The sequence below is a fragment of the Serratia sp. 22264 genome (assembly GCF_052045345.1).
Taxonomy (GTDB): domain Bacteria; phylum Pseudomonadota; class Gammaproteobacteria; order Enterobacterales; family Enterobacteriaceae; genus Serratia; species Serratia plymuthica.
This window is the reverse complement of sequence record NZ_JBQEOY010000003.1, coordinates 385,185-401,857: the sequence shown is the minus strand read 5'-3', so window position 1 is coordinate 401,857 and position 16,673 is coordinate 385,185. Positions and strand designations below refer to the sequence as shown.

The window sequence follows — 16,673 nt, the reverse complement described above, 5'->3', positions numbered from 1 at the left end:
GCCGCAGTCGAACAAACAGAACACACCCGAGGGGGAACCTTTGCAAGGTAAAGCGCTCCAAGATTTCGTCATCGATAAAATCGATGACCTGAAAGGCCAAGACATTATCGCTCTGGATGTACAGGGCAAATCCAGCATCACCGATTGCATGATCATCTGCACCGGGACCTCTACCCGCCACGTGATGTCGATCGCCAACCACGTAGTGCAGGAAGCCCGCTCCGCAGGGATGGAACTGTATGGCATGAAAGGTCAGGAAGCCTCCGACTGGGTCGTGGTCGATTTGGGCGATGTGATCGTACATATCATGCAGGAAGAAAGCCGTCAGCTTTATGAACTGGAAAAGCTCTGGAGCTAAGCGGTGAAACTGCAACTGGTAGCGGTCGGCACTAAGATGCCAGACTGGGTGCAGACAGGTTTTATGGATTATCTGCATCGTTTTCCGAAAGACATGCCGTTTGAGCTGACCGAAATCCCGGCAGGCAAGCGCGGCAAGAATGCCGACATCAAACGCATTCTGGAAAAGGAAGGCGAGCAGATGCTGGCTGCGGTGGGCAAAGGCAACCGCATTGTCACGCTGGATATCCCCGGTACGCCGTGGGAAACGCCGCAGTTGGCGCAACAGCTCGAACGCTGGAAGCAGGATGGCCGCAACGTCAGCCTGCTGATTGGCGGCCCGGAAGGGCTGGCACCGGCCTGCAAAGCCGCTGCCGAACAAAGCTGGTCGCTCTCGCCATTGACATTGCCGCATCCTTTAGTGCGCGTATTGGTGGCTGAAAGCCTCTATCGCGCCTGGAGTATTACAACAAATCATCCTTACCACCGGGAATAACCGGTGGTGACAGTGACAGAGTGAAATAAAGCAGCGGGATGAAAATAGAACGTAACCCTTTTCGCGACTATACGGCTGAATCTGCCCTGTTTGTACGCCGCGCCCTGGTGGCGTTTTTGGTCATTCTGGTGCTGAGCGGCACCCTGATCGCCAATCTGTATAATCTGCAAATTGTCCGCGTCGAGGATTACCGCACCCGTTCCAACGAAAACCGCATCAAGCTGGTGCCCATCGCCCCCAGCCGCGGCATTATTTACGATCGTAACGGCACCCCGCTGGCGCTCAACCGCACCATCTATCAGTTGGAGCTGATGCCGGAAAAGATCGACGATCTGAAAGCGACGCTGCAGGCGCTGCGCCCGGTGGTCGATCTGACCGACGACGACATCACCAACTTCGAGAAAGAGCGCAAACGCTCACGCCGTTTCGTCTCCATCCCGGTGAAAACCGCACTGAACGAAGTGCAGGTCGCCCGCTTTGCGGTCAATCAGTTCCGCTTCCCCGGCGTGGAAGTGAAAGGCTACCAGCGCCGCTATTATCCCTATGGTTCCGCCCTCACTCACGTCACCGGTTACGTCTCGAAGATCAACGATCGCGACGTCGAACGGCTGGACAAAGACGGCAAGCTGGCGAACTACGCCGCCACCCACGATATCGGCAAGCTGGGTATCGAGCGCTATTACGAAGACACCCTGCATGGCAAAACCGGCTACGAAGAGGTCGAGGTCAACAACCGCGGTCGGGTAATCCGTCAGTTGCACGAACAGCCGCCTTCCGCCGGCCAGGACGTTTACCTGACGCTGGATCTCAACCTGCAACGCTATATCGAGCAATTGCTGGTGGGCAGCCGGGCAGCAGTGGTGGTGAGCGATCCGCGCACCGGCGGCATTCTGGCGATGGTCTCCAACCCCAGCTATGACCCGAACCTGTTCGTGGACGGCATCTCCAGCAAGGATTACCAGGGGCTGTTGAACGATCCTAACCGGCCACTGATCAACCGTGCCACGCAAGGGGTTTACCCGCCTGCGTCAACGGTGAAACCCTATATTTCCGTCTCGGCGCTCAGCGCCGGGGTGATCACCAAAAACACCATAGTGTTCGATCCCGGCTGGTGGCAGTTGCCCGGTTCGGAAAAACGCTTTCGCGACTGGAAAAAATGGGGCCACGGCCGCCTGAACGTCACCAAAGCGCTGGAAGAATCGGCAGATACCTTCTTCTATCAGGTGGCGTACGACATGGGCATCGATCGCCTGTCGACCTGGTTGACCAAGTTTGGCTACGGCCAGTACACCGGCATCGATCTTTCCGAAGAACGTTCCGGCCTGATGCCGACCCGCGACTGGAAATTCAAACGCTATAAAAAACCCTGGTATCAGGGCGACACCATTCCGGTGGGCATCGGCCAGGGCTACTGGACGGCAACGCCGATCCAGATGTCCAAGGCGCTGAATACCCTGATTAACGACGGCAACGTCAAAACGCCGCATCTGATGCAGAGCACCCGAATCAACGGTGCGCTGGTGCCGTTCCGTCAGGAAGAGAACACGCAGATCGGCGATATTCATTCCGGCTTCTGGGAAATTGCCAAAGACGGCATGTATGGTGTAGCCAACCGCCCTAACGGGACGGCGCGTAAGTACTTCGCGGATGCACCCTACAAAGCCGCGGCAAAATCGGGTACCGCACAGGTATTCGGCTACGAAACCTATAACGCCCACAAACTCGCAGAGCATCTGCGTGACCACAAACTGATGACCGCCTTTGCGCCGTACAACAATCCAACGGTGTCGGTCGCCATCATTTTGGAAAACGGCGGTTCCGGTCCGGCGGTCGGGACAATTACCCGTCAGATCCTCGACCATATCCTGTTGGGCGACAACAATACGCAATTACCCTCCGAGGCTCCACTGCCGCCAGGTGTAGAAGGTGATTAAGGTAGAACATGACTGAAAGCCAACAAAAAGGCTCGATCTGGACCAAAATCCATATCGACCCCACTTTCCTGTTATTCATTCTGGCTCTGCTGGTCTACAGCGCATTCGTGATGTGGAGTGCCAGCGGCCAGGATATCGGCATGATGGAACGCAAAATCGGCCAGATCGTCATGGGCCTGATCGTGATGGGCGTAATGGCTCAAATCCCGCCGCGGGTCTATGAAAGCTGGGCGCCCTATCTGTACATTTTCTGCGTGATCCTGCTGATCATGGTGGACGCGTTCGGGCAGATCAGTAAAGGGGCTCAGCGTTGGCTGGATCTCGGCTTTGTGCGCTTCCAGCCGTCAGAAATCGCTAAAATCGCCGTTCCGCTGATGGTTGCGCGCTTTATGAACCGCGACGTCTGCCCGCCTTCGCTGAAGAATACCGCCATTGCGCTGGTGCTGATTTTCCTGCCGACCCTGCTGGTTGCTGCGCAGCCGGACCTGGGCACGTCGATTCTTATCGCCGCCTCCGGTCTGTTCGTGCTGTTCCTGTCCGGCATGAGCTGGAAGCTGATCGCCGTTGCCGCCGTGATGCTGGCGGCCTTTATTCCCGTGCTGTGGTTCTTCCTGATGCACGGCTATCAACGCGACCGCGTCATGATGCTGCTCGATCCGGAAAGCGATCCGCTCGGTGCCGGCTACCATATTATTCAGTCGAAAATCGCCATAGGTTCCGGCGGCCTGTCCGGCAAGGGCTGGCTGCACGGCACCCAGTCGCAGCTGGAGTTCTTGCCGGAACGCCATACCGACTTCATCTTCGCGGTATTGGCCGAAGAACTCGGGCTGATTGGGGTGCTGGTGCTGTTGGCGCTGTACCTTCTGGTGATTATTCGCGGGCTGATGATCGCCGCCAAGGCGCAGACGACCTTCGGCCGCGTCATGGTCGGCGGCCTGATGCTGATTCTGTTCGTTTATGTGTTTGTTAACATTGGTATGGTCAGTGGTATTTTACCGGTAGTTGGCGTACCTTTGCCTCTGGTCAGTTACGGGGGTTCGGCGCTGATCGTACTTATGGCTGGGTTCGGCATTATCATGTCGATCCACACGCATCGGAAAATGCTGTCTAAAAGTTTATAAGAGGTGAGTAATGCGTAAGGAATGGCTTTGGGTCGGCGTAGTGGCTGTGTTGCTTTCCGCCTGTACCTCCCCGACCACGGAACAGCAGGCGCCGCCGCAGCAGCCGTATAACGGGCCGGTGGTGGAAATCGGCGGCGTTGAGCCTCAATATGAACCCTATAACCCTGGCACCCTGCAGGATTATAAGGTTAATGGCGATACTTACCGCATCGTGAAGGACCCGCAGAATTTCTCGCAGACCGGTCTGGCCAGCTCCTATGGCGAAGAAGCCCGGGGCAACACCACCGCGCTGGGTGAGCAGTTCGATCCTAACGGCCTCACCGCCGCGCACCCCACGCTGCCGATCCCAAGCTACGTGCGCGTGACCAACCTCGCCAACGGCCGTCAACTGGTGGTACGCGTGAACGATCGCGGGCCTTACACCAATGGCCGCATTATCGATCTGTCGAAAGCCGTTGCCGACCGTCTGAACCTGTCCAACAACACCAAGGTTAAAGTTGATTTCATCAACGTGGCGCCGGATGGCACCCTGAGCGGCCCCGGCACCATAGGGACAATCGTCGCCAAACAAAGCTACGCCCTGCCGTCGCGCCCCGATCTTGGCTCGAGCAGCATGGGAACTCCCGTGCAGCAGGAAGCCCCCATCGCCAGCGGCGCCGCAGTACGTCCAATAGACAACAGCAGCCTGGACACCGGTGACAACAACGCCCCAGCCGCCGCTGCCGGCAGCAGCCGCACCGGCTTCCTCGGCGCACCAAGCCAGGTTCCCGCCGGCGTGTTGGAAGGTTCAGAACCTGAACCGGCCGTCGCCGCCGCCGCCATTGCAGCCCCCGTCGCCGCCACCGCAGCCGTTGCTGCCGGAGCCTCTTCCGCCGGGAGCTATGTCGTCCAGGTTGGTGCACTCAGCAGCGCTGAACGCGCACAAACCTGGCAACAGAGCCTGAGCCAGCAATTTGGCGTGCCAGGCAAGGTTGCGGCCAGCGGCGGTGTCTACCGCGTACAGTTAGGCCCGTTCAGCGATCGCCAGCAGGCGGCACAGTTGCAACAGCGCCTGGCCGCGGAAGCGCAACAACAATCTTTTGTCACTGCCGCACCCTAAACAAAGATACCCGATCAATTTCAAGCTGCAGCCGACACTGCTGCAGCTTGAAAGGTCAAAAGCATGAAGCCCCGGCGGGCGATCGCGACTGATAAGCGTTTCTCTAGCTGAAACATTTTCTTTCAGCAAAATGCCGGCAAAGCGCTATTAGTCAGATGAATGGATAATGCCTGCCGGAATCTCATCTGTTATAGTGTGGCTCGTTTTTAACTTTACCCTCATGGATGTTGTCCTCTCGATCATGAAACAAGTAACTTCTTTTCGCTTAATCAAGAGCATAGCGCTCGGCTCCGTTATCGCGATGAGTGCAGCTTCCGTTGCGCAAGCCGATGACGTTAATATCAAAACCATGATCCCAGGAGTGCCGCAAATCGATGCGGAAGCCTACGTCCTGATTGATTACAACTCCGGTAAAGTTTTGGCGGAAATGAATGCCGACGCGCGCCGCGATCCGGCCAGCCTGACAAAAATGATGACCAGCTACGTCATCGGCCAGGCGCTGAAAGCGGGTAAAATCGGCCCGGAAGACATGGTTACCGTGGGACAAGATGCCTGGGCGACCGGCAACCCGGTATTCAAAGGTTCTTCGCTGATGTTCCTGAAGCCAGGCGATCGCGTGCCGGTTTCCAAACTGACCCGCGGCATCAACCTGCAATCCGGTAACGACGCCTGCGTGGCGATGGCCGATTACGTGGCCGGCAGCCAGGACGCATTCGTTAACCTGATGAACACCTACGTCAGCAAGCTGGGCCTGCAAAACACCCACTTCCAGACGGTACACGGCCTCGACGCACAGGGCCAGTACAGCTCGGCGCGCGATATGGCGTTGATCGGCCAGGCGCTGATCCGCGACGTGCCGGACGAATACGCGATTTATAAAGAAAAAGAGTTCACCTTCAACAATATCCGTCAGATGAACCGTAACGGTCTGTTGTGGGACACCAGCCTGAACGTGGACGGCATCAAAACCGGCCATACCGATGCGGCAGGCTACAACCTGGTGGCTTCCGCCACCGAAGGCCAGATGCGCCTGATCTCTGCGGTACTGGGCGGTCGGACTTATAAAGGCCGTGAAACCGAAAGCAAGAAACTGCTGACCTGGGGCTTCCGCTTCTTCGAAACCGTTGCACCGCTGAAAGTGGGCAAAGAGTTTGCGTCTGAACCGGTCTGGTTCGGCGATTCGGATCGCGTTGAGTTGGGCGTGGACAAAGACGTCTACCTGACCATCCCACGCGGGCGGATGAAAGATCTCAAAGCCAGCTACGTGCTGAACACACCGGAGATTCATGCGCCACTGGCTAAAAACCAGGTTGTCGGCAGCATCAACTTCCAGTTGGATGGCAAAACCATCGATCAGCGCCCTCTGGTGGTAATGAACGAAGTGAAAGAAGGCGGTTTCTTCAGCCGCATCGTGGATTATATCAAACTGATGTTCCACCACTGGTTCGGTTAACAGTTGAAACGGGCAAAATTGCCCTCATATACTGATTAACATTAACTCCCGCTCCGGCGGGAGTTATAATTTATAGATTCGCTATGTTGATAGCAGCACTCTGGAGCGCACATGAAAACTAAACTGAACGAACTGCTCGAATTCCCTTGCTCGTTTACCTACAAGGTAATGGGCCTGGCACAACCTGAGCTGGTTGACCAGGTGGTTGAAGTGGTGCAGCGCCATGCTCCCGGGGATTACAACCCTGAAGTTAAACCGAGCAGCAAAGGCAATTACCACTCCGTTTCCATCACCATCAACGCCACCCATATCGACCAGGTTGAGACGTTATATGATGAATTGGGCAACATTGAAATTGTCCGCATGGTGCTGTAATTCCAGCACAAAACCCTGCTAACCAACCCGGGCCAGAGGATCGTCTGCCCGGGTTGCGCATTTTTGGTCAGCTAAATGCTGGTCGCCGGCCAGAGCGCCCGGTATAATGGCATTACCACTTCTGTAACCTGACGATGACTCTTTTGCAACCAGACAAGATCATTTTGCGTCAGCTGGGGTTGCAGCCCTATGAGCCTGTATCCCAAGCCATGCACAACTTCACCGATCGCAGAACCGATACCACGCCCGATGAGCTGTGGTTGGTTCAGCATCAGCCCGTGTTTACCCAGGGGCAGGCCGGTAAAGCGGAGCATCTGTTAATGCCGGGTGATATTCCGGTGGTCCAGAGCGATCGCGGCGGCCAGGTGACCTATCACGGTCCAGGGCAGCAGGTGATGTACGTGATGATCGATCTGAAACGCAACAAGGTTGGCGTTCGCCAACTGGTCACGGCTATCGAAGATACCGTTATTAATACCCTCGCCCACTTTCATATCGAATCGCGCGCCCGCCCGGATGCGCCCGGTGTTTACGTGGGGGAGCAAAAAATCTGTTCGTTGGGTTTGCGGATCCGCAAAGGCAGTTCATTTCACGGCCTGGCGCTGAATGTGGCCATGGATCTCACCCCCTTCCAACGTATCAACCCTTGCGGTTACGCCGGTATGCAAATGGCGCAGGTCAGCGCGCTGGTGCCCGGCGTAGGCATAGAAGACGTACACCCAATCCTGGTACAGGAATTTGTTCATTTACTCGGCTACCCGAAGGTCGAGCTTCGTAACTGGAACCTGCACGATTATGAGTAAACCAATTCAGATGGAACGCGGCGTTAAATACCGCGATGCAGACAAAATGGCGTTGATCCCGGTTAAAACGGTGGTCACCGAACGGCAGGAGCTGTTACGTAAACCCGAGTGGATGAAGATCAAACTCCCTGCCGACTCTACACGCATTCAGGGCATTAAAGCCGCCATGCGTAAAAACGGTCTGCATTCGGTGTGCGAAGAAGCTTCCTGCCCGAACCTGTCTGAATGCTTTAACCACGGCACCGCCACCTTTATGATCCTGGGCGCTATCTGTACCCGCCGTTGCCCGTTCTGCGACGTGGCCCACGGCCGCCCGGTGGCCCCGGATGCCAACGAACCGGAGAAACTGGCTCAGACCATCGCCGACATGGGCCTGCGCTATGTGGTGATCACCTCGGTTGACCGCGACGATCTGCGTGACGGCGGTGCTCAGCACTTTGCCGACTGTATCGCCGCCATTCGCGTGAAAAACCCGACCATCAAAATTGAAACGCTGGTGCCGGATTTCCGTGGCCGTATGGATCGCGCGCTGGAAATTCTGACAGCGACGCCGCCGGACGTGTTCAACCACAATCTGGAAAACGTGCCGCGCGTCTACCGCCAGGTTCGTCCGGGCGCCAACTACGAATGGTCGTTGAAGCTGCTTGAACGGTTCAAAGAAGCGCACCCGCACATCCCAACCAAATCCGGTCTGATGGTCGGCCTGGGGGAAACCAATGCGGAAATCGTTGAAGTCATGCGCGACCTGCGTCGCCACGGCGTCACCATGCTGACCCTGGGCCAATACCTGCAGCCAAGCCGCCATCACCTGCCGGTACAGCGCTATGTCAGCCCGGCCGAGTTCGATGAAATGAAAGAAGAAGCGATGGCGATGGGCTTTACCCACGCGGCCTGTGGCCCGTTTGTCCGTTCCTCCTACCATGCCGATTTGCAGGCAAAAGGAATGGAAGTGAAATAAGCGCGGTAACAATTTGTTACGCTTAAGCTTGCGGAAACGCCAAAAAACGGATGTCCTTGCGGCATCCGTTTTTTATTGCCAAACAGAAAACGTGATTACACGTCTTTCTTTTCGACGCTCTGCGGATTGGATTGGCTTTCTGCCGTGTTTGCCGGCGGCGGAGTCGTGTCGTCGCCCACGGCCTTTTTAAAGCCCTTCAGCGCAGCGCCCAGATCGGCACCCAGGGTGCGCAGTTTGCTGGTACCGAACAGCAAGATGATCAACACCGCAATCACCAGAAGTTTGGTAATACTGATACCTTCCATACTCACCTTCTTATTCATATAGCGCTGCAGAGGCAGCGAAAAAACAAACCTTGCCTGTGGTTATTTACCTACTTTCGCCAAGCCAAGACAACAGCAACATGTAACAGAGTGAGATCCCTGCGCCGAGACTTCTTTTAAATGCATTGCACATTAATCAGACTATTCTGAGTTTATACGCTGCATGATACGCTGTCGTTACGCCTATCAGGGAGTCGCAGGATGTATACTGCACCATCAGTTATCGATACCAGACGATCCGGCCTCAGCTTTGCCAGACGTACCTATCTGCCACGTATCGTCGGGCTGGGGATTGGTTTTCTGTGCGTATTTTCGGTGCTCCATACCCAGCCGTCGGCCCCCTGGGTGTGGGGGCTGCTGATTTTTCACGGTTTTATTTGGCCGCATATCGCCTACCAATGGGCGCGTCGCTCCGCCACGCCCTTCAAGGCGGAAACCCGCAACCTGCTGATCGATTCGTTTTTTGGCGGTCTGTGGGCTGCGATGATGGCCTTCAATGCATTGCCGTCGGTGGTCATTTTGTCGATGATGGGCATGAACAATATTGCCGCCGCCGGCAAGACACTGTTCTTTAAAGGGCTGGTGGCACAGCTGGCCGGTGCCCTGACGGTCAGTGCTCTGTTGGGTTTTCCCTTCCAGCCACAGAGCACGCCGCTACAGATCTACCTCTGCCTGCCGATGATCTATCTCTACCCGGCCCTGTTGGGGTTAGTCACCTACCGCACCGCCAAGCGGTTGGCGCAGAAAAAACAGGAGCTGCTGCGCATCAGCATGCGTGACGGCCTGACCGGGTTGTACAATCGCCGCCATTGGGAACATTTGCTGCATCACCAATTCGACAGCTGCCGCCGTTACCAACACACTGCGACCCTGATCCTGATGGATGTCGATCGTTTTAAAACCATCAATGACACCTTCGGCCATGCGCTGGGTGACGAGGCGCTGGCGGTGCTGGCGGAAGAGCTGTTAATCGGCCTGCGTGCCGTGGATATTGTCGGGCGTTATGGCGGGGACGAATTTGGCGCAGTACTGCCGAACACCAGTGCCGAACAGGCCAGCATTGCGCTGCAGCGCATTCAGGAACGATTGAACGACATTATTTTTCGTGAAGCGCCGCAACTGCGGCTGAACATCAGCGCCGGCATAGCCGATTATCACGGCGATATGGGCGGCTATCTGGACTGGCTGAAAGCGGCCGACAACGCGTTGTACCGGGCAAAAAACAATGGCCGCAACCGCCTTGAGCTGGCGGTGCCCGGCAACTAACTTAATAACTTGGCAAAGTATTTAGGGACCTCGAAAAAACCCTCCCGCTGATAGAAAGCGTGGGCCCATTCACGGCGGCTGTGACAATGCACTTCAAGGCGGTCACAGCCGTGCCGGCGGGCCAATGCTTCGCCCTCAGCCAGCAATAACTGACCGACGCCCAGGCCACGCGCATGGCTATCAACGCAAAAATAGCTGATACGGCAAATATCTCCGGCCAACGCCAACTGCGGCAAGAAATGCAGCGACAAAACCCCCAGCACCTCATTATCGTCATCGTCGGCCGCGACCAGCAACGCTTCATCGGGATGCGCCAATAGCTGCGCCAGGCGCGCGTCAATAAATGCCTCTGTTCCGGCGTAATCCAGTGCAGCCATTAACGCCACTATGGCTTTTTTATCTGCCGGCACCGCTGTTCTCACTTTCATTTCGATTGCCCCTGTCGTCACAGATACTACAAAATAAGCGGCGCCGGGTGTAAGATCCAGCCTGCGCGGCAAAAAGCGGCGCCGAACAACGGAGATGACATTCCTCCATAACCGCCTTCACAGGCTGATGATGTCTACGTAACCTCTAAAAGGGGTGCGTAGCGTTGCGCCAGCCCCTTTCTGAGCCTTGGTTTTCCCTTTTAGTGAAAGGTATTTCAACCATGTTGAGTTCTTTACTGGCAGTCTTTATTGGCGGTGGTGTCGGCAGCGTGCTGCGTTGGGTTATCAGCATGAAGATGAACCCGCTTAACGCGCATATCCCTTTGGGCACATTGGCGGTGAACCTGGTGGGCGGTTTTATCATCGGGTTGGCCATCGCCACCTTTACCCGCATAACGCACCTGGATCCCACCTGGAAATTGCTGATTACCACCGGCTTCTGCGGCGGGTTAACCACCTTCTCCACGTTTTCTCTGGAGGTGGTGTACTTGCTGCAGGATGGCCGTTTTGCCTGGGCGCTGGCCAATATGCTGCTCAATCTGGCCGGCTCCCTGGCGATGACCTTGCTGGCGTTTATGCTGGTCATCTGGGTTAACGGGCAGTAGCTGATTTCGGTCTCTTAATGTTTCCTTAATCAGCCATACGCATAATCTCATCCAGTGTCCCAAACTGGATGAGAACCAAAATGTTTAGCCTGCCCAAAACCGCCGCTGAAGTGACCGCTACCCTGCTGTGCCTGCTGATTGTCGCCGCTTTCATCAAGGTCTATCTGTTCGCCTGACGCTACGCCCCCGCAGGATCCTCCCTTTATAGTTCCCCTGCTGCCGTTCTTGCATTACAATTGAGAATGAACGTTCGCACCCAAAATGCGAACCCCTCTCTTGGCAAAGGATCGGGAAATGATATCCACCAGCGACAGCAGGCAAGCCAAAGCGCAAGCCCGCCGCGATCAAATCGTCGAGGCGGCGAAAGTCTGTTTTCGTCGGCATGGTTTTCACGCCGCCAGCATGGCGGAAATCGCCCAGGCTTCACAGCTCAGCGTCGGTCAAATCTACCGTTATTTCGCCAATAAAGACGCGATCATCGAAGAAATCGTCAACCGTATTATCGCCAGTAAAATGCAGCGTCTGGAGGATCTTGGCGATCACATTAACCTGATCGCCAGCACCCTGTCGGCGCGCGCGCTGTTCCAACAACCCGGTGAAAACGAAACTGACCATATGCTGATGCTGGAAGTCACCGCCGAAGCCACGCGCAACCCGGTGGTGGCGAAAATGCTCAGCGACGCGGAAACGCGGTTGTTCCATCACGTCTGCCAAAACCTGCAGCGGATGTACCCGTATTTCACCGAACAGGAAATCGCCGCACGGGTGGAATTTGTCGCCGTCTTAAGCGAAGGCACAGGTTATCGCATCCTTACCACGCAAAAAGCCGATGTCAGCTTGCTGAACGGCCTGTATCAACAAGCTATCTCTCACCTATTCAGGAAACCCTAATTTCCCATGACCAGACACTTATCCAGACAACGTCTGGTGTACGCGGTGGTGCTTGGCCTGCTGGCCGCACTGGGGCCGCTGTGCACCGATCTCTACCTGCCCGCCCTGCCGGAAATGGCCGGCGAGTTGAATACGTCCACCGCTACGGCGCAGCTCAGCCTGACTGCCGGCCTGCTTGGGCTGGGCGTCGGCCAACTGATTTTTGGCCCCTTCAGCGACAAGCTAGGCCGCATGCGGCCGCTGCTGCTGTCGCTGGTGCTGTTGCTGGCCGCCTCTCTGTGGTGCGCGCTGGCGCCAAATATCGACCAGTTGCTGATCGCCCGCCTGTTGCAGGGGCTGGCCGGTGCCGGCGGTGCGGTGATCTCTCGTGCGATCGCGCGCGATCTCTATGCCGGACATGAATTGACGCGCTTCTTCGCTCTGCTGATGCTGGTTAACGGCCTGGCGCCGATTATTGCGCCGGTGCTGGGCGGCGCCATGCTGCAATTAATGGACTGGCGCGGGATTTTCGGCGTACTGGCGGCCATTGCCGTGCTGCTGTTTACCCTTTCAAGCCTTAAGCTGCGCGAATCGTTACCCGTGGAACGCCGCAGCCAAGGTGGCATTTTGGCCATGCTGATGTCGCTGGGCGGGTTACTGACCCAGCGCCAGTTTATGGGCCTGTGCCTAACGCAGGGGTTCGTCATGGCCGGGATGTTCGCCTACATCGGCGCATCTCCCTTCGTATTGCAGCAGATTTATGGCCTCAGCCCGCAAATGTTCAGCCTGTGCTTTGCGGTTAACGGCGTCGGTTTGATTATTTCTGCCCAACTTGCCAGCCGTCTGAGCGCACGTTGGGGGGAAAGGAAAGTGCTGAAAGGCGGCTTGACATTGGCGGCCGTCGCCTCGCTGCTGTTGCTGCTGGCAGGTAGCCTCCACGCACCGCTGGCGCTGCTGATGGTACCGCTGTTCTTCTCAGTGGCCGTGATCGGCATTGTCGGCCCTACGGCGTCATCATTGGCGATGCAAAGCCAGGGCGACAAAGCTGGCAGCGCCTCGGCGTTGATCGGCGTGTGCATGTTCGCGCTTGGCGCGTGCAGCGTGCCTATCACCGGGCTGGGCGGCACTTCCAGCGTGTCGATGGCGCTGACCATTGTCGGCTGTTACGCCATTGCCATCGTGCTGTTCACCCTGCTGGTGCGCAAACCTCAGGCGTAAGGCACCGTAAAAAGGGCAATAAAAAACCCGCTCAGGGAGCGGGTTTTAAGAATTTCGGCTACTGTAGCTTAGATAGCGATAACGTTAGCAGCAGATGGCCCTTTGGCACCGTTCGTGATTTCAAATTCTACACGCTGGCCTTCAGCAAGAGTTTTGAAACCATTGCTAGCGATGGCAGAGAAGTGAACGAAAACGTCCTTGCTACCATCTTCCGGGGTAATGAAGCCGAAGCCTTTGGATTCATTAAACCACTTAACGCTACCTTTAATCTTAGACATCAAACTTACCTTTAACGTGAATGTAAGACACTGAACCTGTGTCCAGTACAGTACAGCAATTAGACCGGATTTTGTCCACAACCTGGATCACATAAAACCGATAAAGAGTGAAAAAATCGGTATCGTCCACTGTAAATCTCTTGCACCGCTGGTTGTAACCAGTCTTGACAGCTCAATGCTCTTTAATCTCCATCGAACAACGGCCGAACGCCTGTTTCAGCCCCGGCAGCGTTCGTTGCCGGCGTGATGCAGACATAATCGCTATGAAATATAACCAGATAGTCTTTTTGCTTCCGGGCGAGCTGCACTAGGGTTAGAGCTTATCAACCACTGTGAGCCAAGACTATGACCAGCCAACTGGCCGAGAAGATCGTCGCCTACCGCCGTGAACTGCATCAGAACCCTGAGCTGTCCAACCACGAGTTTGCCACTACCGCCCGCCTCACCCGTTGGCTGAAAGAGGCGGGTATCCGTATTCTGCCGCTGGGCCTGAAGACCGGCGTGGTCGCCGAAATCGGCAGCGGCAAAGGCCCGATCATTGCGCTGCGCGGCGATATTGACGCCCTGCCGATAGAAGAAATCTCCGGCGTTCCCTTCAGTTCGCAAAATAGCGGCGTCATGCACGCCTGCGGGCATGATTTTCATACCTCGGTGATGCTCGGCGCAGCGCATTTGCTGAAAGCGCGTGAAGCCACCCTGCCCGGCACGGTACGTATTTTCTTCCAACCGGCAGAGGAAACCTTTAACGGTGCCCAGCATCTGATCGACGCCGGTGCGCTGGATAACGTGGCTGCGGTATTCGGCCTGCATAATGCGCCGGAGCTGCCGACCGGCACCTTCGCCACCCGCGCCGGGGCATTTTACGCCAACGTCGATCGCTTCCAGATCCTGGTCACCGGCAAAGGTGCGCACGCCGCCAAACCGGAGCAAGGCGTAGACACCATCGTCACCGCCAGCCAAATCGTCAACGCGTTGCAAACCCTGCCCAGCCGCAGCTTTAGCTCGCTGGAGTCGCTGGTGGTGAGCGTGACGCGCATCGAGGGTGGCAACACCTGGAACGTATTGCCGCAGACCGTGGAACTGGAAGGGACTGTGCGCACCCACAACGAGAAAGTCCGCCATCAGGTCCCGGACAAAATCCGCCAGGTGATTAACGGCGTAGCCGCATCGCTTGGCGCGCAGGCGGAACTGCGCTGGCAGCCAGGCCCACCGGCGGTGGTCAACGACGCGCGCTGGGCGGCCTTCAGCAAAACCGTCGCCGCCGAAGCCGGTTATCGGGTAGAAGAAGCGGATCTGCAAATGGGTGGCGAGGATTTCGCGCTTTATCTGCACCATGTCCCAGGCGCTTTCGTCAGTATCGGTTCAGCCAGTGAGTTCGGTTTACACCACCCGCGCTTTAACCCGGATGAACAGGCGATCTTCCCGGCCTCGCAATATTTCGAGCTACTCGCTGAGCGCACGCTGCAACAATTAGCCACCGCGCCGGAAAAAATCACCAGCAAGGCGTAAAACTCCTCTCATTATTATTTCGCGGCGCAGCCTCTTCTGCGCTGCGATTTATTATTTTCCCGTTATCCCTACACGCCACGATATTTGCTATTTCAACATTTGAATATGCTGTTTTGTTGTTTTACATCCTGAGAACGCTCATCAATAGTGGGAGCTCGACAGATAGCGCCACAGCGGCACTTAACAGGGTGAAAGCAATGAGCAACAATGCGAAAAACAAACGGCAATTGCGTCTTGGCGCCATTTTGCATGGCGCATCGGGAAATATGTCTGCCTGGCGGCATCCGGATGCCACCGCCGACGCCAGCATTAATCTCGATTTTAATATTGCCACGGCGAAAAAAGCCGAACAGGGTAAATTGGATTTCGTGTTTGTTGCCGACGGCTTATATATCAATGAGAAATCCATTCCGCATTTCCTTAACCGTTTTGAACCCCTGACCCTGCTTGCCGCCCTGTCCGCCGCCACCGACAAAATCGGGCTGGTGGGCACGTTGTCCACCTCATACAGCGATCCCTTTACCGTCGCGCGCCAGTTCGCCAGCCTGGATCACCTGAGCAAAGGCCGGGCGGGCTGGAACGTGGTGACCTCGCCGCTGGAAGGGTCGGCAAAGAATTTCTCGCGCACCGAGCACCCGGAGCACAGCCTGCGTTATCGCATCGCCAGCGAGTATCTCGATGTCACCAAAGGGCTGTGGGACTCGTGGGAAAGTGACGCCTTTGTGCGGAACAAAAACAGCGGCGAATTTTTCAGAGCCGGCAAGCTGCATACCCTGAACCACCAGGGGGAATTCTTCTCGGTACAAGGGCCGCTGAATATCGGCCGTACGCCGCAGGGCCGCCCGATCTTGTTCCAGGCCGGTGCGTCGGAAGACGGCAAGCAGTTGGCGGCCAAACACGCCGATGCCATTTTCACCCACCATGAAACCCAGCAGTTGGCGCAGGCGTTTTATCAGGACGTAAAAAACCAACTGGTGGAACAGGGCCGCGAGCCGGACGATCTGCGAATTTTCCAGGGCGTCAGCGTGATCGTCGGCGACGACAATGAAGACGTGGAACGCCAATATTGGGAAACCGCACGTCTGGTCAGCATCGAGAACGCGCTCAACTACCTTGGCCGCTATTTCGAGCATTATGACTTTTCCCGCCATCCGCTGGATGAGCCCTTCCCGGACATCGGCGATTTAGGGCAAAACAGCTTCCGCAGCACCACCGATGCCATTAAACGCAACGCTCGCGAGCGTAATCTGACGCTGCGCGAAGTGGCGCTGGAAGCCGCCTCGCCGCGCCCGGTGTTCGGCGGCACGCCGGAGGCGGTAGCGGACGGTCTGCAAAACTGGTTCGACACCCAGGCCGCCGACGGTTTCATCATCAGCGGCGGCACGCCGAACTCCTTCGGCCACTTTATTGATCGCGTGGTGCCCATCCTGCAGCAACGCGGCCTGTTCCGCAGCGATTACAGCGGCGACACGCTGCGCGACCACCTTGGCCTGAAGCAGCCGCTGAACCAATTTACCCAATAACAATAATATTTTTTCAGGGATATTCCGCTATGCAAAACACCTTTACCGGCTCCGGCATCCATGTAAAAGCCATCAAAC

At 56.4% G+C, this 16,673-nt stretch carries 18 protein-coding genes and 1 riboswitch; of the genes, 15 read left to right on the top strand and 3 right to left on the bottom strand.

From position 1 onward, the window contains the following. Positions 1 to 40 precede the first annotated feature (40 nt). From rsfS to lipA, 9 genes are all read left to right on the top strand, one after another. Positions 41 to 358, top strand: a complete 318-nt coding sequence (gene rsfS / locus ACTJJ1_RS15315; protein WP_004949598.1) for a ribosome silencing factor — start codon at positions 41 to 43, stop codon at positions 356 to 358. A 3-nt stretch (positions 359 to 361) separates the two neighbouring features. Further along, complete coding sequence (gene rlmH / locus ACTJJ1_RS15310) at positions 362 to 832, top strand: 23S rRNA (pseudouridine(1915)-N(3))-methyltransferase RlmH (protein ID WP_004949595.1); 471 nt, start codon at positions 362 to 364, stop codon at positions 830 to 832. A gap of 38 nt (positions 833 to 870) precedes the next feature. Then, positions 871 to 2,766: a peptidoglycan DD-transpeptidase MrdA gene (gene mrdA / locus ACTJJ1_RS15305; protein WP_004949593.1), complete on the top strand. Its 1,896-nt coding sequence runs from the start codon at positions 871 to 873 to the stop codon at positions 2,764 to 2,766. An 8-nt stretch (positions 2,767 to 2,774) separates the two neighbouring features. Beyond that, complete coding sequence (gene mrdB, locus ACTJJ1_RS15300; RefSeq protein WP_004949591.1) at positions 2,775 to 3,887, top strand: peptidoglycan glycosyltransferase MrdB; 1,113 nt, start codon at positions 2,775 to 2,777, stop codon at positions 3,885 to 3,887. A 10-nt stretch (positions 3,888 to 3,897) separates the two neighbouring features. After that, the gene (rlpA, locus tag ACTJJ1_RS15295; RefSeq protein ID WP_440834339.1) at positions 3,898 to 4,986 is read left to right on the top strand and encodes an endolytic peptidoglycan transglycosylase RlpA; all 1,089 of its coding nucleotides are present in this window, start codon (positions 3,898 to 3,900) and stop codon (positions 4,984 to 4,986) included. Between the two features lie 241 nt (positions 4,987 to 5,227). Continuing rightward, positions 5,228 to 6,439: a D-alanyl-D-alanine carboxypeptidase DacA gene (gene dacA, locus ACTJJ1_RS15290; protein WP_006324071.1), complete on the top strand. Its 1,212-nt coding sequence runs from the start codon at positions 5,228 to 5,230 to the stop codon at positions 6,437 to 6,439. Between the two features lie 111 nt (positions 6,440 to 6,550). Further along, the gene (gene ybeD, locus ACTJJ1_RS15285) at positions 6,551 to 6,814 is read left to right on the top strand and encodes a DUF493 family protein YbeD (protein WP_004949579.1); all 264 of its coding nucleotides are present in this window, start codon (positions 6,551 to 6,553) and stop codon (positions 6,812 to 6,814) included. 134 nt (positions 6,815 to 6,948) lie between these two features. Beyond that, entirely contained in the window at positions 6,949 to 7,617 is a 669-nt protein-coding gene (gene lipB / locus ACTJJ1_RS15280) for a lipoyl(octanoyl) transferase LipB (protein ID WP_004949578.1), read from the top strand. Further along, positions 7,610 to 8,575 carry a lipoyl synthase gene (lipA, locus tag ACTJJ1_RS15275; protein ID WP_004949576.1) on the top strand — a complete coding sequence of 322 codons (966 nt, stop codon included), beginning with the start codon at positions 7,610 to 7,612 and terminating at the stop codon, positions 8,573 to 8,575. The genes lipB and lipA overlap by 8 nt, the downstream gene beginning before the upstream one ends. A 95-nt stretch (positions 8,576 to 8,670) precedes the next feature. On the opposite strand, the gene tatA is transcribed toward lipA, so the two are convergent. Then, complete coding sequence (tatA, locus tag ACTJJ1_RS15270) at positions 8,671 to 8,880, bottom strand: Sec-independent protein translocase subunit TatA (protein ID WP_006324068.1); 210 nt, start codon at positions 8,878 to 8,880, stop codon at positions 8,671 to 8,673. A 219-nt stretch (positions 8,881 to 9,099) separates the two neighbouring features. Between tatA and ACTJJ1_RS15265 the strand changes: the two genes are divergently transcribed. After that, the gene (locus ACTJJ1_RS15265) at positions 9,100 to 10,164 is read left to right on the top strand and encodes a diguanylate cyclase (protein ID WP_004949570.1); all 1,065 of its coding nucleotides are present in this window, start codon (positions 9,100 to 9,102) and stop codon (positions 10,162 to 10,164) included. Here the strand turns inward: ACTJJ1_RS15265 and ACTJJ1_RS15260 are convergent. Beyond that, positions 10,161 to 10,592, bottom strand: coding sequence for a GNAT family N-acetyltransferase (locus ACTJJ1_RS15260; protein WP_440834335.1), 432 nt, complete (start codon positions 10,590 to 10,592; stop codon positions 10,161 to 10,163). The two genes, ACTJJ1_RS15265 and ACTJJ1_RS15260, sit on opposite strands and share 4 nt — an antisense overlap. Before the next feature lie 81 nt (positions 10,593 to 10,673). Beyond that, a riboswitch (Fluoride riboswitch) is annotated at positions 10,674 to 10,736 on the top strand. Positions 10,737 to 10,813: 77 nt separating this feature from the next. Here ACTJJ1_RS15260 and crcB point away from each other — a divergent pair. From crcB to ACTJJ1_RS15245, 3 genes are all read left to right on the top strand, one after another. Next, positions 10,814 to 11,197: a fluoride efflux transporter CrcB gene (gene crcB / locus ACTJJ1_RS15255; RefSeq protein WP_062793053.1), complete on the top strand. Its 384-nt coding sequence runs from the start codon at positions 10,814 to 10,816 to the stop codon at positions 11,195 to 11,197. A 294-nt stretch (positions 11,198 to 11,491) separates the two neighbouring features. Further along, entirely contained in the window at positions 11,492 to 12,088 is a 597-nt protein-coding gene (locus ACTJJ1_RS15250) for a TetR/AcrR family transcriptional regulator (protein ID WP_004949559.1), read from the top strand. Positions 12,089 to 12,094: 6 nt separating this feature from the next. Then, positions 12,095 to 13,285 (top strand): multidrug effflux MFS transporter, encoded by a 1,191-nt coding sequence (locus ACTJJ1_RS15245; protein WP_004949556.1) that lies wholly within the window; start codon positions 12,095 to 12,097, stop codon positions 13,283 to 13,285. Between the two features lie 68 nt (positions 13,286 to 13,353). Here ACTJJ1_RS15245 and cspE read toward each other — a convergent pair whose 3' ends face one another. Further along, a complete protein-coding gene (gene cspE / locus ACTJJ1_RS15240; RefSeq protein WP_002210315.1) occupies positions 13,354 to 13,563 on the bottom strand; it encodes a transcription antiterminator/RNA stability regulator CspE in 210 nt (69 codons plus the stop codon). A gap of 345 nt (positions 13,564 to 13,908) precedes the next feature. Between cspE and ACTJJ1_RS15235 the strand changes: the two genes are divergently transcribed. Both ACTJJ1_RS15235 and ACTJJ1_RS15230 read left to right on the top strand, forming a co-directional pair. Next, the gene (locus tag ACTJJ1_RS15235) at positions 13,909 to 15,072 is read left to right on the top strand and encodes a M20 peptidase aminoacylase family protein (protein WP_440834327.1); all 1,164 of its coding nucleotides are present in this window, start codon (positions 13,909 to 13,911) and stop codon (positions 15,070 to 15,072) included. 197 nt (positions 15,073 to 15,269) lie between these two features. After that, positions 15,270 to 16,595 (top strand): LLM class flavin-dependent oxidoreductase, encoded by a 1,326-nt coding sequence (locus ACTJJ1_RS15230; RefSeq protein ID WP_440834325.1) that lies wholly within the window; start codon positions 15,270 to 15,272, stop codon positions 16,593 to 16,595. Positions 16,596 to 16,673 lie beyond the last annotated feature (78 nt).